We start from the raw sequence: 26,603 nt of genomic DNA, 5'->3' as shown, positions 1-26,603 counted from the left end.
AGCCGCCCGCCCACCCGCACCGCGAGGAACCCGGCGCCCGGCGAGCAGGCCCGGGGAACCGCCCCGCTTCCGCCGTCGCCGCCATCAACCGCGACCACGCACACACCCGGCAGCCGACAACGCTGCAGGTAGGGCCGCTGTCCTCGGTCGTGGCCCACTCCAGCGACCTCGCACACGCCGCGCGGCCGACGGTGCCGCAGGAAGGGCGTCCCCTCTCCTCGGCGCCGCACTCCGTACGCCTCTCCTCCTCCCTCCCGCTCTCCCGACCGTCCACTCGCCCTTCCCGTTACCGGTCCTTTTGGTTCTATTTGTCTTTTACGTCGGTGTCCGTCGCGTCTCCTTGGGGAACCGGAACCCTTTCGTGACCTCTGCTCGAACGTGTCGGAATCGGCGGCGCGCGATCCTGGCAGGAATCGGACCTGCGGAATTGTCCGGAAACGGACGGGCGAGGGGGTGTTTTCTCCTCCGGATTCCGGTTCCGCCGGGCGCGTCGCGCCTGGTCCGGGAGTGGATGCGGCCCGCCCGGCGCGGGAAAGGCGCGAAAACGCTCCCGATTGGCATAACGTGGGGCGTGCCGCGGATGCACTGGGCGCCGCGGGTGCCCCGCCGGCCGGTGAACGGCCCATCCCGCCTCCTGCGGCCGCGCATTCCTCCGCGCCGTGCCCGACAGCCACGACCGCCCGGAGCAGCGGCGGCGCGAACGCGGCCCGGATGGCTAAACTGATCCGAATCGGACGCCCGATCTACCTCCGAGCGCCGCGGCCCGGAGGCGTCCGCACCGACACCAGGGATTGAAACAGCACGTGAACCGCACAACCGGCGCAGCGGAGGGGACGGCCGGGCCGCAGCCGGCCCGCGGGGAGGGCGGGGCCGACGCGGCCTTCGCCGGCGCGCCCGCGGCCCTGGCCGCGGTCGACCGCACCGGCGTGATCGTCCAGGCCAACCGGGCCTTCACCGAGGCCGTCGGCGTCTCCGCCGAAGAGCTGGCCGGCCGCCCATGGCCCGACCTGCTCTCCGGCGCCGACGTCGGCCGCGCCTGGGACCTGCACCGGGGCGCCTTCAAGCGCCTCGAACCCCGCCCCCGCGCGGTGGGTCTGGTCCGCCCCGACGGCGAGCGCCGCCGCCTCACCGTCCGCGTGCGCGCCCTGCCCGGTGCCGACGGCGCCTCCGGCGCCGCCGCCGCGGTGGTCATGCTCCAGGAGACGGTGCGCGACGAGGAGGCCGTGCGCGCCCTCACCGAACTGCGCACCGCCGGGTCCGACACCGCCCTGTGGAGCCTGGACCTGAGCACCGGCCGCATCCGCGAGCTGTTCGGCCCCTCCCCGCTGGGCCGGATGCTCGCCGGGGACGCCCGCGACCTGGAGGCGCTCCTGGTGCGCGTGCACCCGGACGACATCGCCCGGGTGCGCGACGCCGTCGAAGCCTCCCACCTGGGCCGCGACTACGAGCAGCGGTTCCGGATGACCGACCTGGTCGGCGACGAGCGGGTCCTGCACGCCAAGGCCCGCTACGTCGAGGGGCCCACCGGCCCCCGGCTGGTCGGCGTCATCGACGACGTCACCGAGCACGTGCAGCTCATCCGCCGCCTCGCCGACCGCCGCCGGATCGAGGCCGCCCAGGGCCGCCAGGTCACCGAGCTGGCCGCCAAACTCGTCTCGGCCACCACCGTGGACGAGGTCACCGGGCTGCTCGCCGAGGACTTCGTGCCCATCTTCGGCGGCAGCGCCGCAGGGGTGATGCTGGTCGAGGACGGCGTGCTGCGCCCCTACCCGACGGCCCGGGTGCGGGCGGGAACCGAGCCGCTCATCGACGGGCGGGACGCCGCCGACGCCGCCTACCCCATGGGCGCGGTCGTCCAGGACCGCCAGCCCCGCTTCTTCGAGAGCCGCGCCGAGATGCTGGAGCGCTTCCCGGCCGCCGAACCGCTGATGGCCCGGTCCAGCTCCCAGTCCTGGGCCACCGTGCCGATCTTCGGCGACCGCCGGGTCGCGCTGGGCGTGTGGCAGGTCGCCTGGGACCGCCCGCACCACGCCACCCCCGACGAGCGCGCCCTCATGCTCACCCTCGCCGGGCTGGCCGGGCAGGCGCTGCAGCGCGTGTACCGGCAGCTCGAGGAGCTGGAGCTGGCCGACGAGGTGCAGCGCCGCATGCTGCCCCCGCAGATCCCGCACGTGGGCGACCTCGACATCGCCGTGCGGTACCTGCCCGCCCGCGCCGGGTGGCGTGTCTGCGGCGACTTCTACGACGTCATCCGGCTGCCCGGGCGCCGCGTCGGCCTGGTCGTGGGCGACGTGCAGGGCCACGGGGTGGAGGCGGCCGCCGCCATGGGCCAGATCCGGGTCGCGTTCCGCGCCTACGCCACCACCGAGGCCGACCCGGGCGCGGTGCTGGCCGAGACCAACCGGCTGCTCACCGAGACGGGCGAGATCGTCTTCGCGACCTGCGGCTACCTCGTCCTGGACCTGGACAGCGGCCGGATGCGCGCGGCCTGGGCCGGGCAGCCCCCGGCGATCATCGCCACCGAGGACGGCTACGAGGCCTGGGAGGTGGAGACCGGGCCGCCGGTGGGCGTGGACTCCGAGAGCAAGTACTCGGTGACCGAGCGGGTGCTGCACCCGGGGGAGACCCTGCTGATGTGCTCCGACGGCCTGGTGGAGAGCTCGGAGGTGTCCATGGACGACGGCCTGGCCGCCACCGGCGAGGCGCTGCGGAGCATGGGCGCCGACGTGCACGCCGCCGCGACGACCCTGGCCGCCTTGGCCCCGGCCGGGCGCGGCGACGACATCGCCATCCTCATCGCCCGGATGAGCGGCTGACCGCCCCCGCCCGGCGGCGGGGCGGCCGGGCGGCGGCGGCCACCGGTTCCGAGTCCGCTTCCGGACCGCTCGTCCCCCTGGCCGGCCTGAGGCGGGGTGCCGTGGGCGCCGGTGGAGCGGTCCCCTGTCCGCTCCGGGTCCGCCCCGGTTCTGTGCGCGCGTTCCGGTGTTCAGTGGGCCCGTCCGGTGGCGGTGTCCGCCGGGGTGGTGCGACTTCCGGCGGTCGTGGCCGCCCGTCGGCGGGGACGCCGGTCAAGGCGCTGGGGGGACCGGCCCGCCCCCAGCGCCCTTCCGGGCGCGCTGACCTGGACAGATGGGAATCACGCCACTCCGGGGGACGCGACCCGTCCTGTTCCGGACCGCCGCTGTGCCCCGGAGGTCTCCACCGCTCCCTGGTCCCGGTCCCGTTCCGGCCTCCGGCGGCCCGGGGCGGTGGGCACGAACCGATACCGTGGAGGCGTGTCCGAAACGCTGTTCGACGACGCCGGAGCCGAGGCCCAACGCACCCAGGAGCCGCTGGCGGTGCGGATGCGCCCCCGCACCCTGGACGAGGTGGCCGGGCAGGGGCACCTGCTGGGCGCGGGCAGCCCGCTCCGCCGCCTGGTCGAGGACGACGCCCCCATGTCCCTGTTCCTGTGGGGCCCACCCGGCACCGGCAAGACCACCCTGGCCACCGTGGTCAGCCGCGCCACCGACCGCCGCTTCGTGGAGCTGTCCGCGGTCAGCGCCGGGGTCAAGGAGGTGCGCGCGGTCATCGACGAGGCGCGGCGCCTGATGGGCATGCGCGGCACCCGCACCCTCCTCTTCGTCGACGAGGTGCACCGCTTCAGCAAGACCCAGCAGGACGCCCTGCTCCCGGCGGTGGAGAACCGGTGGGTCAGCTTCATCGGCGCCACCACCGAGAACCCCTTCTTCTCGGTGGTGTCCCCGCTGCTGTCCCGGTCGCTGCTGCTCACCCTGGAGTCGCTGACCGACGACGACGTGCGCGGCGTGCTCGCCCGCGCCCTGGAGGACGAGCGCGGGCTCGACGGCCGCCACACCCTCTCCGCGGAGGCCGAGGGGCACCTGGTCCGCCTGGCCGGGGGCGACGCGCGCCGCTCCCTGACCTACCTGGAGGCCGCCTCCCTGGTGGCGGGGGAGCGCGCCGAGATCACCCTCGCCGACCTGGAGCGGGCGGTCGACCGCCACGCCGTGCGCTACGACCGCTCCGGAGACCAGCACTACGACGTGATCAGCGCGTTCATCAAGAGCATGCGCGGCAGCGACCCGGACGCCGCCCTGCACTACCTGGCCCGGATGATCGAGGCGGGGGAGGACCCCCGCTTCATCGCCCGCCGCCTCGTCGTGCACGCCAGCGAGGACGTGGGGATGGCCGACCCCGCGGCCCTGCAGACGGCGGTGGCCGCCGCCCAGGCGGTGGAGCTGATCGGGCTGCCCGAGGCGCGCATCAACCTGGCCCAGGCGGTGGTGCACATCAGCCTGGCGCCCAAGTCGAACGCGGTCATCCGCGCGATCGACGCGGCCATGGGCGACGTGCGCGCGGGGCGCGCCGGGGCGGTGCCCGCGCACCTGCGCGACGGCCACTACAAGGGCGCCGAGCAGCTCGGCCACGGCGACGGCTACAAGTACGCCCACGACTACCCGGGCGGGGTGGTGGCCCAGCAGTACGCCCCGGACGGTGTGGACGGCACCGAGTACTACCGCCCGACCTCCCACGGCGCGGAGCGCCGTTATGCCGAGGTGCTGGAGCGCATCAAGGAGGTCCGCCGACCCGGCGGCTCCGGCGGCGGCTCCGACGGCTGAGGAGGCGGGCCCGGCCGGCGCGCCGCCCCGTTCGGCCTTCGGGCGTCAGCCTTCGAGCGGCTGCGGGTACAGCTCGGTGATGCGCACGATCTCCGGCTCCTCGCCGTCGCCGCCGCCTTCGGCGAACTCCACCTCCGCGATCACCACCCGCCCCCACGACAGGTACTCCGTGAACTCCGCCCCCGTCGCCTCGTAGGTGCCGCGGCCGTCCTCGATCCACCCCGGCCCGGGGGTGCAGTAGTTCGCGCAGTACACCTCGGCGTCCTCGGGGATGACCGCCGTCTCCGGCTCCGCCCCCTCCGCGGGCACCCAGTAGGCGTCCCAGTCCTGCGGGCGCAGCGCCCCGCCCTCCGGGGGTTCGGCGCCGGGGTCCGCCTGCTCGACCCGGGTGAACACCCACGGGCCGTCCTCGGGGTCCTCCTGCTCGGTGGGGTCGAACCGCACCGTCGCCGTGCGCGGCCCCTCCTGGGTCTCCACCGGCGCCGACGGCGACTCCGAGGGCCGGGGCGCGGGCTCCTCCCCGCCGCCCGCCACGCGCAGCCCCGCCCACGCGCCGCCGCCCAGCAGCGCCAGCACGACCGCGGCCCCGCCGATCAGCAGCGGCACCCGGCCCGGCCGGCGCACCGCCCCGTCGTCCAGCGTGATCATCCGCGGCAGACGGGCGGGCTCCACCACGCCCTGCCACTCCCGGGAGAGCACCTTGGTCACCGCGGTGCCCCGCACTCCCGCCTCCTGGGCCCCCTTCGCGTCCTCGGCCACGATCTGCTCCCAGGCGGCGATCGCCGACCCGATGAGCTCCCGGATGGAGGGCCGCTCCGCCGGGTCCTTGGCCAGCGCGCGGGAGACCAGCGGCATCAGCTCCCGCGGCACCCCCTCCAGCCGCGGCTCCTCGGTCTGCACCCGCTGCGCCAGCACCTCCGGCTCGCCCAGCCCGAACGGCAGCTTCCCGGTCGCGGCGAACGCCAGCACCGCCCCCCAGGCGAACACGTCCGCGGCGGGCGAGGGCGGCGCCCCCTGGTGCCGCTCGGGGCTGAGCCACGCCCCGGCGGTGCGCCGCAGCACCTCGTCGTCGCCGGGCAGCGCACAGTCCAGGATGCGCGGCCCCCTGCTCCCGATGATCACGTTGCCGGGCTTGATGTCGCCGTGCGGCACCTGCCGCCGGTGCAGCGCCAGCAGCCCCTCGGCCAGCCCGGCCGCCAGCGCCAGCAGCCGCCCCGGCCCCATCGGCCCGCGCCGCCGGATGTAGGCCGCCAGCGGGATGCCCGGAACGTAGGGCATCGCCAGCCACGGCGGCGCCCCCTCGGCGTCGAAGCGCACCGGCGGCACGTACACCCGCCCGTCCACCGCGGCCAGCGCCTCCAGGCGGGCGTGCAGCAGCCCGCGGGTGCGCGGGTCCTCCAGCCCGGGGGAGTGCAGCGCCTTGACCGCGGCCAGCGGGTCGTCCCCGCCCATCGGGTCCACCGCGGCGAAGACGGTGCCGGTGCCGCCCTGACCGATCCGCCCGATCACCAGGTAGGGGCCCAGACGCCGGGGGTCGGACGGGGCCAGCGGCCCCAGGTTCGGAGGGACCAGAACGGACATCTCGTTCGGGGAGCGTCGGCTCATGCGGGGGTCCTGTCCACCTGTCGTCGTGATGGGGGCGAATGGTGTGCCGCCCCTGATTCTCATGCATAGCGGTCGATCCGTCGACGCGCGCGCCGCGCGCGGTCCGGCCGCCACGCCCCGCACAGGGGAGGGCGCGCGCCTTCCGGACGCGATAGGGTCGTCCGTATTCGGCTCCCGGACCGGCTCCAGGCCCGGCCGCCGGCGCGGCGCCCCCGCCCGCCCCCGGCCGTGCGGCCCCGTCCCCCCGGAGAGCCCCCGAACCCCGACCGCCAACGGAGCCCGCATGCTGACCGGAGGAGAGCTCGCCGCCCTCATCGCGGCGGTGGTCTGGACCGTCCTGGTCGCGTTCCTGTGCGTGACCCTCGTCAAGCTGACCCGCCTGCTCACCGAGGCCACCAAGGTCGTGGCCGACTTCGGCGAGCGCACCCGGCCGCTGCTGGACGACGTCGCCGCCACCGTGGAGCGCACCGACGCCTCGCTGGAGCGGGTGGAGGAGATCACCGCCAACGTCGCGGCCTCCACCGAGGACCTGTCCACCATGACCGCGCTCACCCGTTCGGTGGTGGGCGGCCCGCTCGTGAAGATCGCGTCGCTGTCCTACGGTGTGCGCCGCGTGATGGGGCAGCGCAAGGCCCTGGCGCTGGTGCGCACCCGCCGCAGGAGGGAGCGCCGGTGACCGGCCGCCTGGTCTATCTCGTCGCGGGAGCCGTGCTCGGCGGGTATGTTGTGCACAGGCTCAACCGCACGGCGCGTGCGTGGAGTCCGGAAGGCATCGCCGACCGCGTCGAGGACCGCGTCGCCGACTACCGGGCCGCCCTCCGCGAGTTCAACGAGGACGTCCACGACGCCATGGAGCAGCGGGAGGCCGAGCTCCTGCGCCTCTACTCCGCCGAGCGGCCGGGTCCCGGCAGGCTTCCCCGCCCCGGTCGGGCACAGATCGAAACGCGCGGCGCGAACGGCGCCCCCGAGATGAAGGACGGCCGCTGATGGAGACGGCAGAGATCGCACGCCGCTTCCTCGCATTCTTCGAGAAGAACGGACACACCGTCGTCCCCTCCGCGAGCCTGGTCGCCGAGGACCCCACGCTGCTGCTGGTCCCGGCCGGCATGGTGCCGTTCAAGCCCTATTTCCTGGGCCAGCGCACGCCGCCCTACGCCACGGCCACCAGCGTGCAGAAGTGCATCCGCACCAAGGACATCGAAGAGGTCGGCAAGACGGCCCGGCACGCCACGTTCTTCCAGATGCTCGGGAACTTCTCCTTCGGCGACTACTTCAAGGAGCGGGCCATCCCGCTGGCCTGGGAGCTGGTGACCACGCCCGTCGAGGAGGGCGGCTTCGGCATCGATCCGGAGCGCCTGTGGGTCACCGTCTACCTCGACGACGACGAGGCCGCCGCGATCTGGCGGGACAAGGTGGGCGTGCGCCCCGAGCGCATCCAGCGCATGGGCATGGACGAGAACTACTGGGACATGGGCGTGCCCGGCCCGTGCGGCCCCTGCTCCGAGATCTTCTACGACCGCGGCCCCGAGTACGGCGCCGAGGGCGGCCCCGAGGCCGACGAGGACCGCTACATCGAGATCTGGAACCTCGTCTTCATGCAGTACGAGCGGGGCGAAGGGTCCGGCAAGGACTACCCGATCCTCGGCGACCTGCCCCAGCAGAACATCGACACCGGCCTGGGGCTGGAGCGCCTGGCCTCGGTGCTGCAGGGCGTCGACAACATCTACGAGACCGACATCATCGGCCGCGTCCTGGCCAAGGCCGCCGAGCTCTCCGGGACCCGCTACGGCGACGACGCCGGCCAGGACGTCATGCTGCGCGTGGTCGCCGACCACGTGCGCAGCGCCGTGATGCTGGTCGGCGACGGGGTGCGCCCCGGCAACGAGAAGGCCGGCTACGTCCTGCGCCGCATCCTGCGCCGCTCCATCCGCAACCTGCGGCTGCTCTCCGGGTCCGACGCCTTCCACATGCACGAGCTGACCGCGGTCAGCATCGACGCGATGAAGGACATCTACCCCGACCTGCTGGAGAAGGCGGCGATGATCCACGGCGTCATCGACGCCGAGGAGAAGAACTTCGCCGACACCCTGCGCTCGGGCACCGCGCTGTTCAACCGCGCGGCCGAGCGCACCCGCGCCGCGGGCGGCACCACCTTCTCCGGCTCCGACGCCTTCCAGCTCCACGACACCTACGGCTTCCCCATCGACCTCACCCTGGAGATGGCGGCCGAGCAGGGGCTCAAGGTCGACGAGAACGCCTTCGACTCGCTCATGCAGCAGCAGCGCGACACCGCCAAGCGCGACGCCAAGGCCAAGAAGCTCGGCAACGCCGACGTCAGCGTGTACGCGCGGCTGCTGGACACCTCCGGCGCCACCGACTTCCTCGGCTACACCGACCAGGAGGGCGAGGCGCGCGTCCTGGGCCTGATCGTCGGCGGCCAGGCGGTCGACGTGGCCCGCGCCGGGGACAAGGTCGAGATCGTGCTCGACCGCACCCCCTTCTACGCCGAGTCCGGCGGCCAGCTCGCCGACCAGGGCACCATCAGCGTGGACGGCCGGGGCACCGCCGACGTGGAGGACGTGCAGAAGCCGCTGCCCGGCCTGTTCGTCCACCGCGGCACCGTGCGCTCCGGCGAGCTGGTGGTCGACGACCCGGTGCACGCCGCCATCGACGGCGGCCGCCGCGCGTCGGTCTCCCGCTCGCACTCGGCCACCCACCTCATCCACTCGGCGCTGCGCAACGCGCTGGGCCCCTCGACCGGGCAGGCGGGCTCGGAGAACCAGCCCGGGCGGCTGCGCTTCGACTTCACCGCCGACCGGCCGCTGCGCCCCGAGGAGCTGGCCGAGGTCGAGGAGGAGGTCAACACCGTCCTGGCCGACGACATCCAGGTCCGCGACTTCCAGACCTCCCTGGACGAGGCGCTGAAGATGGGCGCCCTGGCGATGTTCGGCGAGAAGTACGGCGACCGGGTGCGCGTGGTCGAGATGAGCGACTACTCCCGGGAGCTGTGCGGCGGCACCCACGTCCCGGCCACCGGCCGCCTCGGCGTGGTCAAGGTGCTGGGCGAGTCCTCGGTCGGCTCGGGCGTGCGCCGCGTGGAGGCCGCCGTCGGCATCGACGCCTTCCGCCGCCTGTCCAAGGAGTCCATGCTGGTGGGCCAGCTCTCCGAGCAGCTCAAGGCCCCGCGTGAGGAGCTGCCCGAGCGCATCGACTCCCTGGTCTCGCGGATGCGCGCCGCCGAGAAGGAGATCGAGCGGCTGCGCGCCGCCCAGGTGCTCCAGGCCGCCGCCGGGCTGGCCGACGGCGCCCGCGAGCGCGCCGGGGTGCTGCTGGTGGCCCACCGCGCCGAGGACGGCGCCACCGGCGACGACCTGCGCAAGCTGGCGCTGGACGTACGCGGCCGGCTCGACGGGGACCGTCCGGCCGTGGTCGCCGTGGCCGGGGTGCCCAAGGACCGCCCGGTGGTCGTGGTCGCCGCCAACAAGGCCGCCCAGAAGCGCGGCCTGAAGGCCGGCGACCTGGTGGGCGTCGCCGCCCGTGAGCTCGGCGGCGGCGGGGGCGGCAAGCCCGACGTCGCCCAGGGCGGTGGCACCGACCCCGCCGCGGTCGACCGCGCCCTCGGTGCCATCGAAGCGCGCGTCGGAGAGTCCGCCTGAGCCGTTTCCGAGGCAGAGTCGTCAGGTGGGGCCGCGTTCCGCCGGGGCCCCGCCCGCGGGGTGCCGCGTGGGCCGTTGCCGTCGGGAGCGGTGTCCGGGTGCGTCCATCGCACGGCCGCTGTGTTCCCCAGGTCCTGCCTGGAGTCCCGCGGCGTCCCTCCGGTGCGGGGCCCTCTGGCCCGGATCCCCGTTGATCTCGGGGGGCGACGCAACGAGCGCGGTTCTAGCGTCGCTTTTCCCGAGATCGACAGCGGAGGGGGCGTGATCCGTGCGACACCCCCTGGCAGTGCGCCGCCGAGGCCGGGCCCGTCGCGGGCGCTGTCCGGGTGCGGCCACCGCGAATCCGAGGAGGGAGCGCGGCCGGAGGGCCGCCGACCATTGAGAACGCAGTGAGTGTAGTGTCCGGTCGCCGCGCCGTCGGTGATGATCCACGCAAAACCCCCTAAGGTGTGTTGCCTGGATCAGGCCCGTCGGGGACGGTGTCCAGGTGCGGCCGTCGCGTAGCGGAAGGCGTCCCGGGTCGGGCCGCCGTCCGAAGGGGGACGCGGCGTGGGCCGGGCCCGGGCGCCGCACCGCGGGCGGATCCCCGTGACACGCTTAGCCCGCTGCGGCGCGGGATCCCAGGAGGAATCCCCGGCGCCGCGGCGGACCACCGCCGTGCCTGCCGTCCGGCGCGGTGCCCGCCAGAAAGGAACGAGACGTGACCCCTGCCACCGCCCCTAGGGTGGGTCGCATGGATCGTGAGCGGTGTCCGGGAGCGGCCGCCGCTGAGACGGCGGCGGCCCGGCCGCGCCGTCGACCGTCGGACACGCGGCGCGGCCCGCGCCCGGTCCCCGCGCGGCAGGCCGTGCTCCCCGCGCCATGCCCTGGTTCCCGCACGGGGGAGACCGGTCGTTGAGGAACGGCGTACGTCTGGCCGTGGACCCCGGTGACGCCCGCATCGGCGTCGCCGCCAGTGACCCGGGCGGCATGCTGGCCTCCCCGGTGGAGACCGTCCGCCGCGGCCCGGGCGACCTGGACCGCATCGCCGCCCTGGTGGTCGAGCGCGAGGCCCGGGAGGTCGTGGTCGGCCTGCCGGCGTCGCTGTCCGGAGCCGAAGGGGCCGCGGCCCGGTCGGCGCGCGCCTTCGCCAAGGCGCTGGCCGCCAAGCTGGACCCGGTCCCGGTGCGGATGGTGGACGAGCGGCTGACCACCGTGACCGCCCAGCAGCAGTTGGTCTCCGGCCCCGGGCACGCCAAGCGCGGCGCCCGCGCGGGCCGGGCCCGCCGCGCCGTGATCGACCAGGCGGCCGCCGTGGTGCTGCTGCAGTCGGCGCTGGACACCGAGCGCACGGCGGGGCGGCCCCCGGGGGAGATCGTCGAGGTGGGCCGATGAACGGCAACGACCCCTACGGGGAGCACCGGCCCTACCGCGGCCGCAGGGCCCGCCGCGAGGAGCCCGACGAGCCGGACCCGCTCGGCGGCCCGCGCCCCCGGCCCGCGGCCGACCCGCACTCCGGACCGTTCGCTGGGCCCCGCTCCGACCTGGGGTCCGCGCTCGGAGGCCGCCGGGCCGCCAGCGCCGCCTCCGCCGGCCCCGCCGACCCCCTGGCCTCCACCGGCCCGGCGGGGGACCCACTGACCGACCCCTGGCCCGCCGCCCCCTCGGCGGGCGGCCGGCACGGGCGGCACTCCTCCGGCGGCGCGGCCCCGCCCCCCGACCCGATCGGCGGCCCCGCGGCCCCGCCGCCTCCGGACACGGGGGCCGGGCCGGGCCGGGAGTCCGGCGCCTGGCCCGGAACCGACACCGGTGCATGGCCCGCCTCTCCCGACACCGGCTCATGGCCGGGGGTGTCGGGCGGCCCCGCCGCGCCGCACACCGCCGGTGGGCCCCGCAGGGGCCGCCGTCGCAAACCCGAGACCGACCCGGACCTGCAGGGCCCCGCCTCCGAGGGCGGTGCGGCGCCGCCCCCGCCCCCGCCGCGCGACCCCGCCGTCGACTCCGGCCCCGTGCCGGCCGGTCCCGGCGACCCGGACGAGCGCCGCCCCCGCGGCCGTCGGCGCCGCCGTGGGCCCGAGGACGAGGCCGACCCCCTGGGCCTGGGCTCCGCGCCCTCCGAGGAGGAGGACGACCCCTTCGGCCACCCGCTGCCCCGGCGCACACTGGACTTCGACGCCGTACCGGTGACGCGCAAGGGCGGGCGCCGCAGGGCGCGCCGGTCCGAGTCCGAGCGCGCCGGGTACACAGGGCATGACGAGGACGCGGACGGCGGGTCCGAGGATCACTCCGAGCACGCCGACCGGAGCGAGCGCGCCGGACGAGGAGGGCGCGGGGAGCGGCGCGGACGCCGGGAGCGCGGGGCGCCCGCCCCCGATCCGCACCCGTCGGAGCCCTTCGAGGCCGCCGCCCCAGCGGCGCCGGAGTACGTGCCGGACGCGCCCGGCCGCAGGCGCGGGGCCCCCGGACCCGCGCCGCGCCCGACGACGCCTACGCTGACGGCGATCGCGACGAGCATGACGCGGACGCCGAGCCCGCACCGCGCGGGCGCCGTTCGCGCCGCGCGGGGGACCGCGAGGCCCCCCGCCGCTCCCGCCGACGGGGCGGTGCCTCCCGCGGCCGCGGCCGCGGCCGCGGCGGCGACGGGGACCGCCCGGCCCGCAGCGGAAAGACCAAGATCATCGTGGTCGGCGCCGCCCTGGCGGTGGTCGTCGCAGGCGGCGGCTTCGCCGCGCGCACCTACCTGTTCCCCGCCGACTACGACGGCGCGGGCAGCGGGGAGGTCGAGGTCGTCGTCCCGGAGGGCGCCTCCGGCGGCGCCATCGGCGACATCCTGGCGGACGCGGGCGTGGTGGCCAGCTCCCGCGCGTTCACCAACGCGCTCGGCGAGGCCGGGGCCGAGCTGCCGCCCGGCACCTACCTGCTGCGCTCGGAGATGAGCGCGGACGCCGCCGTTGAGCTGATGCTCGACCCCGCCGCCCGCGCCGAGACCCGCGTCACCATCAAGGAGGGCAAGCGCGGTGCGGAGATCCTGGCGCAGATCTCGGAGGAGGCGGGCATCCCGCTGGAGGACCTGCAGGCCGCCTTCGACGACCCGGCCTCGCTCGGGGTGCCCGACTACGCGGACAAGGGCACCGAGGGCTACCTGTTCCCGGACACCTACACCTTCACCCCCGACATGACCGCCCAGGACGCGCTGTCCATGATGGTGCGCCGCTTCGACCAGGTCGCCGAGGACCCCGAGGTCGACCTGGAGGCGGAGGCCGATGCGGACGGCCTGGACCCCGACGAGGTCATGGCGGTGGCCGCCATCGTGCAGGCCGAGACCGGGTCGATCGAGGACATGCCGGACATCTCCGCGGTGGTCCACAACCGCTTGGAGGAGGGCATGGAGCTGGGGATGGACAGCACCTGCTTCTACGTCATCGGCGAGCACGGCATCGCGCTGACCAACGACCAGCTCGCCCAGTGCAAGGCCGAGGACAGCGACTACGCCACCTATGGCCGCAAGGGCCTGCCCGCCGGTCCGTTCGTCAGCCCGGGGGAGGACGCCATCAAGGCGGCGCTGAACCCCTCCGACGAGGACTACCTGTACTTCGTGGCGACCGACCCGGAGAACGGCGTCACCGAGTTCGCCGAGACCTACGAGGAGTTCCAGGTGCTCAAGCAGCGCTTCCAGCAGAGCCAGCAGGGAGGCGCCTGATGCGCGCGGCCGTGTTGGGCTCGCCCGTGGAGCACTCGCTCTCGCCGGTGCTGCACGGCGCCGCCTACGAGGCGCTGGGCATCGCGGGGGAGTGGAGCTACGGGCGCTACGAGTGCCGTGAGGACGGGCTGCTGCCGTTCCTGCGCGGGTGCGGCCCCGAATGGGCGGGCCTGTCGCTGACCATGCCGCTCAAGAAGGCCGCCCTGGAGGCCGCGGACACCGCCGACGACGCCTCTCACGAAGTGGGCGCGTCGAACACGCTGGTCTTCCGCGAAGGGCGGCGCCTGGCCTACAACACCGACGTGTACGGGATCGGCGAGGCGCTGCGCGAGGCCGGAGCCGGCGCCCCCCGCACCGCGGCGGTGCTCGGCGGCGGGGCGACCGCCGCCTCCGCCGTCGCGGCCCTGCGCCGCCTGGGTGCGGTGGAGGTCACGGTGCTCGCCCGGGACCCCGCGCGGGCCGAGGGCGTGCGGGCGGCGGGGGAGCGCGCTGGGATCGCCGTCGAGCTGGCGCCCCTGGCCGACCTGAAGCGCCACCTGGACGTCGACCTGGTGGCCGGCACGCTGCCGTCGGGGGCCGCCGATCCGTGGGCGGACGCGGTCGCGGCGAGCGGCGCCGCCGTGTTCGACGTGGTCTACAGTCCGTGGCCGACCGCGCTGGGACGGGCGGCGGCGGAGGCCGGACGCACCGTCGTCGGCGGCTTCGCGATGCTGCTGCACCAGGCGGCGGCCCAGGTGGAGCTGATGACCGGGGTCGAACGGGCCCCGGTGGAGCGGATGCGCCGCGCGGGCGAGGCCGAGCTCGCCCGGCGCGCGGCGGAGCGGGAATAGCCCGGTGCGCACCGGCGTTGGCGCGTCTGCAGGGGTCCCCGCAGCGGAGGCCCATCAGGTCCGGCCACCCTGGTAGAGTGGGGTCCTGACCTGAACCGGGCGCGCATGTGCCCGGGGACGCAAGCGGAGGCGGGTCCTCCCACCTGTCGGGCGCAACTCGCACAGGTATCCGGTCGGCGGTGCGGCACACCGCGCGGGGTCCGAGGACCCCGCGGGACGCACGTGTCCGCCGCCCGGTGGATCACCCCGCTTGCCACGGCTGGCGGGGTTTTTCGCTTTCCGCCCCCTTAAACCCGGGGCCGCGGGTGGGAACCCCTACTACGGAGCACCACGACAAGGCTAGGGAGGGGTCTCATCAGCGCCGAGCCCCGCATCAACGACCGCATCCGGGTTTCCGAGGTCCGACTCGTCGGGCCCAACGGCGAGCAGGTCGGCATCGTGCCCGTGCAGGACGCCCTGCGCCTGGCACAGGAGGCCGACCTCGACTTGGTCGAGGTCGCCCCGACCGCGCGGCCGCCGGTCGCCAAGCTGATGGACTACGGCAAGTACAAGTACGAGTCCGCGGTCAAGGCGCGCGAGTCGCGTAAGAACCAGTCGAACACGATCATCAAGGAGATCAAGCTCCGCCCGAAGATCGACGCGCACGACTACGACACCAAGAAGGGTCACGTCGAGCGCTTCCTCAAGGGCGGGGACAAGGTCAAGGTGACGATCATGTTCCGCGGCCGTGAGCAGTCCCGCCCCGAGCTGGGACGCCGGCTGCTGGCCAGGCTGGCCGAGGACGTCCAGGACCTGGGATCGGTGGAGTCGCAGCCCAAGCAGGACGGCCGCAACATGGTCATGGTCCTGGGGCCGCACAAGCGCCGCTCCGAGCACAAGGCCGAGGCCCGCGCGGCCGGCGGCGGCAAGACCCGCCGCGAGCAGCGCCGCGAGGAGCAGCAGAGCGGGCAGGGCTGACCCGCCCGCCGACACGTCCGGCGCCGGGCCGCCCCCGGGCGGCCCGGCGCCGGGTGTGCGCACGCCGAGACAACGAGTAGGAGACGACGGCGAGATGCCGAAGAACAAATCGCACAGTGGTGCCAGCAAGCGCTTCCGCGTGACCGGCTCCGGCAAGATCATGCGCCGCCGTGCCAACAAGAACCACCTGCTGGAGCACAAGCCCTCCAAGCGCACCCGCCGCCTGACCGGCGAGGTGGAGATGGCGCGTGCCGACGCCAAGAAGATCAAGAAGCTGCTGGGCTGAGCCCGGCCGCGTTCGGACGTAGACGAAGCGGTGGCGCGGTGAGCGTCACCGGGAACCCTGAGGAGTCACAGTGGCACGCGTGAAGCGGGCTCTCAACGCCAAGAAGAAGCGCCGGGTCGTCCTCGAGCGGGCCAGCGGCTACCGCGGCCAGCGGTCGCGCCTGTACCGCAAGGCCAAGGAGCAGATGCTCCACTCGATGACCTACTCCTACCGGGACCGCAAGGACCGCAAGGGCCAGTTCCGCCGCCTGTGGATCCAGCGCATCAACGCCGGCGCCCGCGCGAACGGCCTCACCTACAACCGGTTCATGCAGGGCCTGAAGACGGCCGGCATCGAGGTCGACCGCCGCATGCTCGCCGAGCTCGCGGTCAACGACCCGGCCGCGTTCGCCTCCCTGGTCGAGACGGCGAAGAAGAACCTGCCCGCCCCCGCCTCCCAGGCCGCGGCCTGACCCCGGAGCACGGGTCCGCGATGGCGAGCCACGAGTACACGAGCGTCCGCTCCCCCCGGATCAAGGGGGCTCGTCGGCTCGCCAAGCGCGCCTTCCGCCAGCGCGAGAGGCGCTTCCTGGCGGAGGGCCCGCAGGCGGTGCGCGAGGCGCTGGCCCGCCCCGGCGGCGTGGCCGAGCTGTTCGCCACCGCCGAGGCCTCCCGCCGCCACGACGATCTGGTCACCGCCGCCTACTCCGCGGACGTGCCGGTGCACCGGGTCAGCGTGGAGGTGATGGCCGAGCTGGCGCAGACGGTCACCCCCCAGGGGCTGGTGGCGGTCTGCCCGTTCGTGGACGTGCCGCTGGAGCGGGTGCGCGGCGCCCGCATGGTGGCCGTCCTGTCCCACGTGCGCGACCCCGGCAACGCCGGTACGGTGCTGCGCACCGCCGACGCGGCCGGGGCCGACGCCGTGGTGTTCACCGACGCCTCGGTCGACCCCTACAACGGCAAGTGCGTGCGCGCCTCGGCCGGGAGCCTGTTCCACCTGCCCGTGGTGGTGGACGTGCCCGCCGCCGAGGCGGTGGACCTGCTGCGCGGGGAGGGCGCCGCGGTGTGGGCCGCCGACGGCGGCGGCGACGCCGACCTGCACGCCACCGCCGACGCGGGCGGGCTCGGCGGCCCCGTCGCCTGGGTCTTCGGCAACGAGGCCTGGGGGCTGCCCGCCGAGACCCTCGCCCTGACCGACGGCGCGGTGAGCGTGCCGATCTACGGCGCCGCCGAGAGCCTCAACCTCGCCACGGCCGCCGCGGTGTGCCTCTACACCACCGCCCGTGAGCAGCGCAGGGCCGGCGCTCCGGCCGCCCCCCGCAATGCGGACGGCGCGTAACCCCCGTTACGACCCGTGATCCGGGTAGGCCCGCGGAAGCCGCACGTCACCGGGGCCGCACCGGGCCGCGTCCGGTGCGGCACGGGCGCTGTCGGCCCCGCGGCGACTTGCCCGCGCCCCCGCCGGAGCCGCTACGCTCGGTCCATCACGGCGGGGCGCCGCACCCGGTCCGACTAGCCGCTCCCGCGGAAGGGTACTGACCTTCGGTGACACCGGGGGAGGGCGGCGGCGCCGCCAGGGGCGTTGCGAGGGTGCGGGAGGCGGTCGTGGACGGCGACCAGAGGGCAGGGACCGCGGCCGGCACCGCCGTCGCCGCCGACGACCTGCCGGACGGGCTGCTCGTGGCCGACGGCGCCGGCCGGGTGGTGGTCTTCAACCGGATGGCCGCCCGCCTGTGCCGCACCGACCCCGACGCCGCGCTCGGCCGCGACCTGCGCGACGTCCTCCCGCTGGCCGACGCCGACGGCCGCGACTGGTGGAAGTGCTCCGACCCCTACGGCGGCCTGCGCACCCGCACCCGCCAGCCCGAGCGGCGCCTCTGCCTGGGCGACGGCCGCGAGGTGCTGATGAGCGCCCGCTACGTGCGCGAGCACCCCGCCGGGCCGCTGGCCCGCCTGGTGGTCACGCTGCGCGACGCCGCCCCGCGCGAGCGCGCCGACCGCGGCCGCGCCGATCTGGTCTCCACCGTCGCCCACGAGCTGCGCTCCCCGCTGACCAGCGTCAAGGGGTTCACCGCCACGGTGCTGGCCAAGTGGGACCGGCTCACCGAGCGGCAGAAGATCTTCATGCTGGAGACCGTCAACGCCGACGCCGACCGGGTCACCCGGCTGATCACCGAGCTGCTCAGCGTCTCGCGGATCGAGTCCGGGCGGCTGGAGGTGCGCCGCGCCGTGGTCGACCTTCCCGAGCGGGTGCGCAAGGTGGTCGCCGGGCGGATCGCCGCCGGGGACCCCGCCGACCGGTTCCGCCTGCACGTGGCCGGGCCGCTGCCCGAGCTGTGGCTGGACGCCGACAAGGTCGAGCAGATCCTGTCCAACCTGGTGGAGAACGCGGTGCGGCACGGCGCTGGTACTGTCACCATAGTGATCGAGCCGCATGAGGAGGGAGCAGCCGTGTCGGTGCGCGACGAGGGCACGGGCATACCGCCCGAGGCCGTGCCGCGCGTCTTCCGCCAGTTCTGGCGCTCCCGGCGCCGCGGCGGCACCGGCCTGGGGCTGTTCATCGTCAAGGGCCTGATCGAGGCCCATGGCGGCGCGATCACCGTCGGCCGCGCCCCCACCGGGGGTGCGGAGTTCCGATTTACCGTGCCCGCCGGCGCCCCCGAGTTCGCCTGAGCGGACCGGCGCAGCGGCGGGCCTCCCACCAGCAGTGACTGCTCCTTGTCGGCCAGAGCCCGCCGCCGCGGCGGGCTGCGAGGCGAAAGAACCATGTCTGCACCCAACAACTCCTATGACCCGGTCGAGGTGACGCCCCTCCACCCCGACGAGGTCGCCGAGATGCTCGACGCGGCCCTGGCCGCGATCGCGGCGGCCGACTCCCTGGAGGCCCTGAAGGAGGCCAAGGCCGCGCACGCCGGGGACCGCTCCCCGCTGGCCCTGGCCAACCGCGAGATCGGCTCGCTGCCCCCGGCCGCCAAGGCCGAGGCCGGCAAGCGGGTCGGCGGCGCCCGCAAGCAGGTCGGCCAGGCCCTCAAGGACCGCCAGGCCGAGCTGGAGGCCGAGCGCGACCGCCGCGTCCTCATCGAGGAGGCCGTCGACGTCACCCTGCCCACCGGCCGCGCGCCCCGCGGGGCCCGGCACCCCCTGACCACCGTCGCCGAGCGCATGACCGACATCTTCGTCGCCATGGGCTTCGAGGTGGCCGAGGGCCCCGAGGTCGAGGCCGAGTGGTACAACTTCGACGCCCTGAACTTCCTGCCCGACCACCCCGCCCGCACCATGCAGGACACCTTCTTCGTGCAGGCGCCCTCCGGCGGGGAGTCCCGCCAGGTGCTGCGCACCCACACCTCCCCGGTGCAGGTGCGGGCGCTGCTGGAGCGCAGGCCGCCGGTCTACGTGGTCGCACCCGGCACCACCTTCCGCACCGACGAGCTGGACGCCACCCACACCCCCGTCTTCCACCAGCTCGAGGGCCTGGTCGTGGACGAGGGCATCACCATGGCCCACCTGCGCGGCGCGATCGACGCCTTCGTGGAGGGGATGTTCGGCAGCGGACTGCGGACCCGGTTCCGGGCCTCCTACTTCCCCTTCACCGAGCCGTCGGCCGAGGTCGACATGGAGTGCTTCGTGTGCCGGGGCGCGTCGGTCGGCGACCCCGCCCGGCCCTGCCGCACCTGCTCCTCGGAGGGGTGGATCGAGATCGGCGGGTGCGGCGTGGTCAACCCGCGGGTGCTGACCGCCGCCGGGGTCGACACCGGGCGCTACAGCGGATGGGCCTTCGGGCTGGGCATCGAGCGCACGCTGATGTTCGCCAACGGTGTCGAGGACATGCACGACATGGTCGAGGGCGACGTCCGGTTCACCTCGGCGTTCGGGATGGAGATCTGATGCGCGTCCCCCTTTCCTGGCTGTGCGACTACACCGGCCTGCCCGAGGGCACCACGGCCCGCTCCCTGGCCGCCCGCCTCATCGAGGCCGGGCTGGAGGTGGAGACGGTCGAGGCCGTGGGCGCCGACATCACCGGCCCCCTGGTCGCCGGGCGGGTCCTGGAGATCGAGGAGCTGACCGGCTTCAAGAAGCCGATCCGCTTCTGCCGGGTCGACGTGGGGCGGGCCAACGGCACCGGCGAGCCGCAGGGCATCGTCTGCGGCGCCCGCAACTTCGCCGAGGGCGACCTGGTCGTGGTCGCCCTGCCCGGCGCGGAGCTGCCCGGCGGCTTCGCCATCGGCTCCCGGAAGACCTACGGCCGCATGTCCGAGGGCATGATCTGCTCGGCCTCCGAGCTGGACCTGTGGGAGGACCACGCGGGCATCATCGTGCTGGAGCCCGGCACCGCCGAGCCCGGCGACGACGCCTTCGGGTTCCTGCCGCTGCGCGAGGACGTGCTCGACATCGCCGTCACCCCCGACCGGGGCTACGCGCTGTCGGTGCGGGGCGTGGCCCGCGACGCCGCCGCCTTGTACGGCACCGCCTTCCGCGACCCGGCCGCGTCGGTCGAGGCCGTCGGCACCGCGGGCGGGGGCCACCCGGCCGAGGCCGACCCCTCCCTGTGCGGCGCCTACGTGCTGCGCACCGCGCGCGGGTACGACCCGGCCGCGCCCACCCCGATCTGGATGAAGCGGCGCCTGGCCCTGTGCGGGGTGCGGTCCATCTCGCTGGCGGTCGACATCACCAACTACGTGATGATGGAGCTCGGCCAGCCCCTCCACGCCTGGGACGGGGACCGCATCCAGGGCGCCCTGCGGGTGCGCGCCGCCCGCAAGGGCGAGTCGCTGGAGACCCTCGACCACGTCAAGCGCGACCTCGACCCCGACGACATCGTCATCGCCGACGACCGCGGCCCCGTCAACATCGCCGGGGTCATGGGCGGCGCCGAGACCGAGGTCGGCGAGGGCACCCGGAACATCATCGTCGAGGCCGGGCACTTCGACGAGACGCACATCGCCCGCGCCTCCCGCCGCCACCAGCTCTCCTCGGAGTCCTCCCGGCGCTTCGAGCGCGGCATCGACTCCGCCCTGCAGCTCCGGGCCGCCACCCGCGCCGCGGACCTGCTGGCCGAGCTCGGCGGCGCGCAGGTGGAGCCCGGCTACACCGCCGTCGGTGCGCCCCGCGCCCCGCGCCCCGTCGCGCTGCACGCCGCCCACCCCGGCCGGGTCGCCGGGGTGGAGTACCCGCGCGCGACCGTGGTGCACCGGCTGGAGCAGATGGGCTGCACCGTGGAGGGCGACGGAGACGCGCTCACCGTCACCCCGCCCACCTGGCGGCCCGACCTGACCGACCCCAACGACCTCGCCGAAGAGGTCATCCGCCTGGAGGGGTACGAGAACATCCCGTCGGTGCCGCCGCGCGCGCCCGCCGGGCGCGGGCTCACCCCGGCCCAGCGCACCCGCCGCGCCGTGGGGCGGGCCCTGGCCGCCTCGGGGCACAACGAGGTGCTGTGCTACCCGTTCGTCGGCGAGCGCGACCTGGAGGGGCTCCAGGTCGGGGCGGACGACCCGCGCCGCACCTGCGTCCGGCTCGCCAACCCGCTCAACGAGGACGAGCCGCTGCTGCGCACCACCCTGCTGCCGGGGCTGCTCAAGACCCTGGTGCGGAACGTGGGGCGGGGCATGCCCGACGCCGCCCTGTACGAGACCGGGCCGGTGTACCTGCCCCGGGAGGGCGCGCCCGAGCGCGCGCCGCTGCCCGGGGTGGACCGCGCCCCCACGGCCGAGGAGCGGGAGGCCCTGGACGCGGCCCTGCCCGAGCAGCCGCTGCGCGCGGCGACCGTGCTGGCCGGGCGGCGCGAGCCCGCCGGGTGGTGGGGCGAGGGCCGTGAGGTGTCCTGGTCCGACGCCGTGGAGTCGGCCCGCGAGGTGGCCCGCGCCGCCCGCGTGGAGCTGGTGGTGCGCGCGGCGCAGTACGCGCCCTGGCACCCGGGGCGGTGCGCCGCCCTGTACGCGGTCACCGGCGGCGGCGAGGTGCTCGTGGGGCACGCCGGGGAGCTGCACCCGCGGGTGGTCAAGGCCTACGGGCTGCCGCCGCGCACGGTCGCCATGGAGATCGGCCTGGACCTGCTGCTGGAGGCCGCCGAGCCGCTGACGGCGCCGCACGTGTCGTCCTACCCGGTCGCCATCCAGGACGTGGCCCTGGTGGTCGGCCAGGACGTGCCCGCGGGCGAGGTCGAGGCGGCGCTGCGGTCCGGGGCCGGGGAGCTGCTGGAGGACGTGCGGCTGTTCGACGTCTTCACCGGCGAGCAGGTGGGGGAGGGGCGCAAGTCGCTCGCCTACACGCTGCGGTTCCGCGCCTCCGACCGGACCCTGACCGCCGAGGAGGCGGCGCAGGCGCGCGAGGCGGCCGTGGCGGCCGCGGCCGAGCGCACCGGGGCGGTCCTGCGCGGTTAGCGCGACACGCCGGGCGCGGCCGCGCCCGCACCCGGCGCGGCGTGTCGGAAGGGCACGCCGCGCCCGGCCTCCGCCCCCTCGGCGGAGGGCCGACCGGCCCCGTTCCCGCACCGGACGACCCGTCCGGTGCGGGATTTTTTTCGTCGCTTATCCGCTGGTGAGAGGGGGTTTTGCGAGACAGGGCGGGGGGTAGCGTGAATGCCTCTTGTAAATCGGGGGAGTATTCCTTGTTTCGTCTCTTGAACCGGGAGCGCGCGCGGCCTTAACCTGCAGGCACCTGCCGCGACCCGGGCTCGCCGGACTCTCGCGGAACAGCTGTTTCACTCGGCGTTCTCGCGTGCTCGACGCACGCACGACGTGGCTCGGAGGTCGGTTCATGACCGAAACAGTGGTTTCGTATGCCCGCGAACAGCAGAAGCAGCGGGAGCCCGGACGCTTCTGGCATACGTTCAGCGATATGCACCGGGTCACCCAGGGCCCGAAGTTCACGGTGGCGCGCGCCGAGGGCGTGTGGCTGTGGGACGAGTCCGGGGACCGGTACCTCGACGGGACCGCGAGCCTCTGGTACTGCAACGTCGGCCACGGCCGCAAGGAGATCGCCGATGCGGTGCACCGGCAGATGACCGAGCTGGAGGCCTACACGGTCTACGGCGACTTCGCCAACGCCCCGGCGATCGAGCTCAGCGAGCGGCTGGCCGCCCACGCGCCGGTCGCCGACCCGCGGGTGATCCTCAGCTGCGGGGGAGGCGAGTCCATCGAGACCGCGGCCAAGCTGGCGCGGCGCTACTTCGCCGCGGTGGGCGCCCCCGAGCGCACCCACCTGATCTCCCGCACCGGGGGGTACCACGGCCTGCACGGCTTCGGCACCGGCATCATCGGCATGGACCGGTTCCGCGAGGGCTTCGGCCCGACGGTGGAGGACTCCTCGGTGGTGCCGCACGACTCGGCCGCCGCCCTGGAGGCCGAGATCCTGCGGGTCGGGCCCGAGCGGGTGGCGGCGTTCTTCGCCGAGCCGGTGATCGGCGCGGGCGGGGTGTACGCCCCGGAGCCGGGCTACTTCGAGGAGGTCTCCCGGATCTGCCGCCGGTACGGGGTGCTGTTCGTCGCCGACAGCGTCATCTGCGGCTTCGCCCGGCTGGGGGACTGGTTCGGCATCGAGCGCTTCGGCGTGCGCCCGGACATGCTGGTCTTCGCCAAGGGGGTCACCAGCGGGTACCTGCCGCTGGGCGGGGTCGTCGTCGACGGGCGCATCGCCGAGCCGTTCTGGAACCGGCCGGGCAACCCGTTCCACCACGGCACCACGTACGCGGGGCACCCGTCCTGCTGCGCCGCGGCCCAGGCCAACATGGACATCCTGGAGCGCGAGGACCTGTTCACCGTGGCCCGGGAGATCGAGGTGCAGCTGGAGTCGGCGGTGCGCACCCTGGAGGACCACCCGCTGGTCGAGGAGGTGCGTGCGGGCACCGGCGTGATGGCGGCGGTGAAGCTGAACGCCGAGGCCGCCGAGCGCGGGGTGACCTCCCCGGACGTGTTCACCGAGGCGCGCTCGCGCGGGGTGGTGGTGCGGGCGATCCCCGAGACGCTGCTCATCTCCCCGCCGCTGGTGATCACCTGGGAGCAGATCGAGCACCTGGTGGCGACGGTGCGCGGTGCCCTGGACGCGGTGGCGGCGCGGTAGCCTGCGGGAGGTATGCTTTCCACGGAAATGTTTCTTAGGAAGAAGTTTTCTGTGGAAAATGAGACACGGGGGATGGGGCGGTCGGCCGACGGGCCCACCGACGACGAGCTGATCACCGCCTGGGGCCTGATCCATGAGGCGCTCAGGGACATCGATCCGAGGCTGCTCAAGGGCCTCGACACCAGCGGCGGCGACATGGCCGGCCCCTGGTTCGAGGTCCTCATCCGGCTGCAGCGCTCGCCGCAGCAGCGGCTGCCGATGAGCAGGCTCGCCCGCGAGGTGAGCCTGAGCAGCGGGGGATTCACCAAGCTCGCCGACCGGATGGCGCACAAGGGGTATCTGGCCCGCGAGTCCTGCCCGACGGACCGGCGGGTGGTCTACGCGGTACTGACCCCCGCCGGCCGCGCCGTGGCCGACGAGGCCAAGGCCCGCCACGCGGCACTGCTGAGGGAGCACGTCCTCGCCGTGATCGGCGCCGAGGGCGTGGAGAGGCTGGCCGGCCTGGCACGGGCCCTGAGGGACAACGCCCGCGCGGGGGAGTGAGCCCCGCCTTCGGGCGCCGCGAGGGGGCCGCCTCCGGTCGGGCGGATCGACGCCGGTCGGCCGCGCCGCCTTCGGTCGGGCGCGCCGCTTCGGGGCGGCCGGGTCGGGCGGAAGCCCCTGCCGAGGGCAGGACCGGCCGGGCGGGACGTCCCCGACCTCCTGCCCGCATCCGGCGCCGCCCGGACGGCCGAATGGCCGGGCGCACCCCCGTTGATCTCGGGAAAAGCGGGGTTGGGCCCCACGACCGCCGTTTCCTTCTTCCGAGACCGCCGCTGGAGGGGGCCGCGCGCAGGCGCACTCCACACGGGACTTAAGCCCGGGGAGACGGATAACCGTCGGCCTGCGCCCCGATAGCCTGGCCCGGCACGGCACCACCCAGGGCTCGGAGGGGCGGCCCGATGAAATTGTTCGCCAGCGCGGCTGAAATGCGCCCGGTCCCCCGATCGGAGGGGTTCCGCAACGGGGGAGTCTCGTACTGGTACCGCGAGGAGGGGACCCCGGAACGGCGCGCGTCGCTGCAGGGGGACGCGGAATACGACGTGTGCGTGGTCGGGGCCGGGTTCACCGGCCTCTGGACCGCCTACTACCTGGCTGAGGCCGACCCGGGGCTGCGTGTGGCGGTGGTCGAGCGCGAATTCGCCGGCCACGGGGCCGCCGGGCGCGGCGCCGGGCTGGTCACCGCCCACTTCCCCGGCCCGCGCGAGGAGCTGGCGCGCCGCCGGGGCAAGGGCGCGGTCATCGCGCTCCAGCGTGCGCTGATGGCGGCCGTCGACGAAGTGGTCGCGGTCGCGGAGAAAGAGGACCTGGACACCGGCGCGGTCAAGGGCGGGATGCGCACCACCGCGACCAACACCGCGCAGAAGGAGCGCCTGACCGCCGAAGTGGCCTGGCTCCAGGAGTGGGGGTTCTGGCCCGAGGACCTGTACGTCGACGGCGACGGCCGCGCCTACACCCCGCACGCCGCGGACCTGGACCCGGTCCGGCTCGCCCGAGGGCTCGCCGAGGCGGTCGAGCGCGGGGGCGTCGAGGTGTTCGAGGGCACGCCGGTCACCGCCGTGGCGCCGGGGGGCGCGGACGGCCCGGCGGCCGTCACCCCGTTCGGCACGGTGCGCGCGCGGACCCTGATCCTGGCCACCGAAGGGTTCCCCGCCCCGGGGGCGGAGGCGTGGCCGACCGAGTCCTGCGCGATGATCGCCACCGAGCCGCTGGAGGAGGGGCTCTGGGAGGAGATCGGCTGGGACGGCAGGGAGATGCGGGCCGACGCGGCGCACCGCCCGGCGTTCGCCCGCCGGACCCCGGACGGGCGCCTCGCCGTCGGCGGCCGCGGGGCGCTGCCCCGCGGCGGCGCCCAGGGCGAGGCGGGGACCGCGCCGCCGCAGGCCATCGCCGAACTGTGGAGGGCGTTGGCCGGGATGTTCCCCGAGGCCGCCGACGTGCCCATCGCGCACGCCTGGACGGGGCCGGTGGGCGCTCCGGCGGACCGCGCGCCGGTGCTGACCCTGGACAGGGAGACCGGTGTGGGGGTGGCCGGGGGATACGGCCGCTTCGGGATGGCCCTGTCGAATGTGGTGGGGCGCACCCTGCGCGACACGGTCCTGGAGCGCCGCACCGAACTGGTGCGCCTGCCCTGGTCGGACCTGGAGGGGACGAAGAGCCCCCGCCTGCGGAGAATCGGCCGCCAGGTGGCCAGGGGCCTGTACCGCGGAGCGGACAAGAGGGAGACGAGCCGCCTGACCGGCACGTCCCGCCTGGCCACAGTCGCCGAACGCCTGTCCCCGAAGGGAACGGCGGAGTAGGGGGAGGCGGAGGCGGAGGCGGAGGCACAGGCAGAGGCGGAGGCGGACCACCGGCGCCTTGGAGAAAGCGGTAACGGTCCCCGAGGGCGGGGGCTACCTGTAGCGATGTCGGCCGCGCGGCGGGCGTGTGCGTGGTCGCGATAGTGGGCAGCGACAGCGGGACCAGCCGATACCCCACTCACGGGCCCCGGCCGTCCGCCGGGCCATGGCGGTGCAGGGGGCGGCGACGGCGTGAGCGGGGGTGGTTCCCCGGGCTTGCTTGCCGTCCGGCGGGTTCCTCGCGGTGCGGGTGGGGGCGGGTCGGCTGGTTCCCCGCTGACGGGCCCCGGCCGGGCGCCGGGCCGCCGGGGTGTGGGGTGGAGGGCAGCGATGACGAAGGTCGGCGGCCCTACCTGTTGTTCTGTCGGCCGCCGGGTGTGCGCGTGGTCACCGTGTTCGGCGGCGTCGGCGCGGGCGGGGCGGTTCCCCGGGCCTGCTTGCCGGGCGCCTGGTTCCTCGCGGTCCGGGCGGGCGGTGTCTCGGCTGGTGCCCCGCTGACGGACCCCGGCCGTCCGCCGGGCCGCCGGATGCCCTCCTCGCGATGATCTCGACAAAAG

Annotated in this window: 19 protein-coding genes; 18 read left to right on the top strand and 1 reads right to left on the bottom strand. The window is 75.1% G+C overall.

Annotated features, from left to right (window positions below; translation table 11 throughout):
• The first annotated feature begins 803 nt into the window (after positions 1-803).
• Positions 804-2,816, top strand: a complete 2,013-nt coding sequence (locus O4U47_RS27835; protein ID WP_270680945.1) for a SpoIIE family protein phosphatase — start codon at positions 804-806, stop codon at positions 2,814-2,816.
• A gap of 459 nt (positions 2,817-3,275) precedes the next feature.
• Positions 3,276-4,619 (top strand): replication-associated recombination protein A, encoded by a 1,344-nt coding sequence (locus O4U47_RS27830; protein WP_270680944.1) that lies wholly within the window; start codon positions 3,276-3,278, stop codon positions 4,617-4,619.
• 45 nt (positions 4,620-4,664) lie between these two features.
• On the opposite strand, the gene O4U47_RS27825 is transcribed toward O4U47_RS27830, so the two are convergent.
• On the bottom strand, positions 4,665-6,224 hold the full coding sequence (locus tag O4U47_RS27825; protein WP_270680943.1) for a serine/threonine-protein kinase: 1,560 nt from the start codon (positions 6,222-6,224) through the stop codon (positions 4,665-4,667).
• A 283-nt stretch (positions 6,225-6,507) separates the two neighbouring features.
• Here O4U47_RS27825 and O4U47_RS27820 point away from each other — a divergent pair, with 283 nt between their 5' ends.
• The 16 genes from O4U47_RS27820 (at position 6,508) to O4U47_RS27745 (ending at position 26,007) form a co-directional block, all read left to right on the top strand.
• Positions 6,508-6,900 carry a DUF948 domain-containing protein gene (locus tag O4U47_RS27820; RefSeq protein WP_017625757.1) on the top strand — a complete coding sequence of 131 codons (393 nt, stop codon included), beginning with the start codon at positions 6,508-6,510 and terminating at the stop codon, positions 6,898-6,900.
• The gene (locus O4U47_RS27815) at positions 6,897-7,211 is read left to right on the top strand and encodes a hypothetical protein (RefSeq protein ID WP_270680942.1); all 315 of its coding nucleotides are present in this window, start codon (positions 6,897-6,899) and stop codon (positions 7,209-7,211) included. Before O4U47_RS27820 ends, O4U47_RS27815 begins: the two co-directional genes overlap by 4 nt.
• Complete coding sequence (alaS, locus tag O4U47_RS27810; protein WP_270680941.1) at positions 7,211-9,880, top strand: alanine--tRNA ligase; 2,670 nt, start codon at positions 7,211-7,213, stop codon at positions 9,878-9,880. Before O4U47_RS27815 ends, alaS begins: the two co-directional genes overlap by 1 nt.
• An 894-nt stretch (positions 9,881-10,774) precedes the next feature.
• Positions 10,775-11,254, top strand: a complete 480-nt coding sequence (gene ruvX, locus O4U47_RS27805; protein WP_270680940.1) for a Holliday junction resolvase RuvX — start codon at positions 10,775-10,777, stop codon at positions 11,252-11,254.
• Between the two features lie 1,285 nt (positions 11,255-12,539).
• Positions 12,540-13,559, top strand: a complete 1,020-nt coding sequence (gene mltG, locus O4U47_RS27800) for an endolytic transglycosylase MltG (protein WP_270680939.1) — start codon at positions 12,540-12,542, stop codon at positions 13,557-13,559.
• Positions 13,559-14,389: a shikimate dehydrogenase gene (locus O4U47_RS27795; protein ID WP_270680938.1), complete on the top strand. Its 831-nt coding sequence runs from the start codon at positions 13,559-13,561 to the stop codon at positions 14,387-14,389. The genes mltG and O4U47_RS27795 overlap by 1 nt, the downstream gene beginning before the upstream one ends.
• A gap of 354 nt (positions 14,390-14,743) precedes the next feature.
• The gene (gene infC, locus O4U47_RS27790) at positions 14,744-15,346 is read left to right on the top strand and encodes a translation initiation factor IF-3 (protein ID WP_270680948.1); all 603 of its coding nucleotides are present in this window, start codon (positions 14,744-14,746) and stop codon (positions 15,344-15,346) included.
• 94 nt (positions 15,347-15,440) lie between these two features.
• Entirely contained in the window at positions 15,441-15,632 is a 192-nt protein-coding gene (gene rpmI, locus O4U47_RS27785; protein ID WP_017625750.1) for a 50S ribosomal protein L35, read from the top strand.
• Between the two features lie 70 nt (positions 15,633-15,702).
• Positions 15,703-16,083 (top strand): 50S ribosomal protein L20, encoded by a 381-nt coding sequence (gene rplT, locus O4U47_RS27780; RefSeq protein WP_270680937.1) that lies wholly within the window; start codon positions 15,703-15,705, stop codon positions 16,081-16,083.
• Between the two features lie 20 nt (positions 16,084-16,103).
• Positions 16,104-16,949, top strand: a complete 846-nt coding sequence (locus tag O4U47_RS27775; protein WP_270680936.1) for a TrmH family RNA methyltransferase — start codon at positions 16,104-16,106, stop codon at positions 16,947-16,949.
• A gap of 251 nt (positions 16,950-17,200) precedes the next feature.
• Positions 17,201-18,283, top strand: a complete 1,083-nt coding sequence (locus O4U47_RS27770) for a sensor histidine kinase (RefSeq protein WP_270680947.1) — start codon at positions 17,201-17,203, stop codon at positions 18,281-18,283.
• Between the two features lie 93 nt (positions 18,284-18,376).
• On the top strand, positions 18,377-19,495 hold the full coding sequence (pheS, locus tag O4U47_RS27765; RefSeq protein ID WP_270680935.1) for a phenylalanine--tRNA ligase subunit alpha: 1,119 nt from the start codon (positions 18,377-18,379) through the stop codon (positions 19,493-19,495).
• Positions 19,495-21,990, top strand: a complete 2,496-nt coding sequence (gene pheT, locus O4U47_RS27760) for a phenylalanine--tRNA ligase subunit beta (protein WP_270680934.1) — start codon at positions 19,495-19,497, stop codon at positions 21,988-21,990. Before pheS ends, pheT begins: the two co-directional genes overlap by 1 nt.
• 457 nt (positions 21,991-22,447) lie before the next feature.
• The gene (locus O4U47_RS27755; protein ID WP_270680946.1) at positions 22,448-23,668 is read left to right on the top strand and encodes an aminotransferase family protein; all 1,221 of its coding nucleotides are present in this window, start codon (positions 22,448-22,450) and stop codon (positions 23,666-23,668) included.
• A 51-nt stretch (positions 23,669-23,719) separates the two neighbouring features.
• Positions 23,720-24,211 carry a MarR family winged helix-turn-helix transcriptional regulator gene (locus tag O4U47_RS27750; protein WP_270680933.1) on the top strand — a complete coding sequence of 164 codons (492 nt, stop codon included), beginning with the start codon at positions 23,720-23,722 and terminating at the stop codon, positions 24,209-24,211.
• A 398-nt stretch (positions 24,212-24,609) separates the two neighbouring features.
• Positions 24,610-26,007, top strand: coding sequence for an NAD(P)/FAD-dependent oxidoreductase (locus tag O4U47_RS27745; protein ID WP_270680932.1), 1,398 nt, complete (start codon positions 24,610-24,612; stop codon positions 26,005-26,007).
• The last annotated feature ends 596 nt before the right edge of the window (positions 26,008-26,603 follow it).

Origin of the sequence: Nocardiopsis suaedae, assembly GCF_027706745.1 — a bacterium.
In the GTDB taxonomy this organism is placed as follows: domain Bacteria; phylum Actinomycetota; class Actinomycetes; order Streptosporangiales; family Streptosporangiaceae; genus Nocardiopsis_A; species Nocardiopsis_A suaedae.
This window is presented reverse-complemented; position numbering and strand designations above follow the sequence as displayed.

Coding starts and splice junctions, on each gene's coding strand:
- O4U47_RS27825 (WP_270680943.1), bottom strand. CDS start 6,224: ATGAGCCGACGCTCCCCGAACGAGATGTCCGTTCTGGTCCCTCCGAAC.
- O4U47_RS27820 (WP_017625757.1), top strand. CDS start 6,508: ATGCTGACCGGAGGAGAGCTCGCCGCCCTCATCGCGGCGGTGGTCTGG.
- alaS (WP_270680941.1), top strand. CDS start 7,211: ATGGAGACGGCAGAGATCGCACGCCGCTTCCTCGCATTCTTCGAGAAG.
- O4U47_RS27795 (WP_270680938.1), top strand. CDS start 13,559: ATGCGCGCGGCCGTGTTGGGCTCGCCCGTGGAGCACTCGCTCTCGCCG.
- rpmI (WP_017625750.1), top strand. CDS start 15,441: ATGCCGAAGAACAAATCGCACAGTGGTGCCAGCAAGCGCTTCCGCGTG.
- O4U47_RS27775 (WP_270680936.1), top strand. CDS start 16,104: ATGGCGAGCCACGAGTACACGAGCGTCCGCTCCCCCCGGATCAAGGGG.
- pheS (WP_270680935.1), top strand. CDS start 18,377: ATGTCTGCACCCAACAACTCCTATGACCCGGTCGAGGTGACGCCCCTC.
- pheT (WP_270680934.1), top strand. CDS start 19,495: ATGCGCGTCCCCCTTTCCTGGCTGTGCGACTACACCGGCCTGCCCGAG.
- O4U47_RS27755 (WP_270680946.1), top strand. CDS start 22,448: ATGCACCGGGTCACCCAGGGCCCGAAGTTCACGGTGGCGCGCGCCGAG.
- O4U47_RS27745 (WP_270680932.1), top strand. CDS start 24,610: ATGAAATTGTTCGCCAGCGCGGCTGAAATGCGCCCGGTCCCCCGATCG.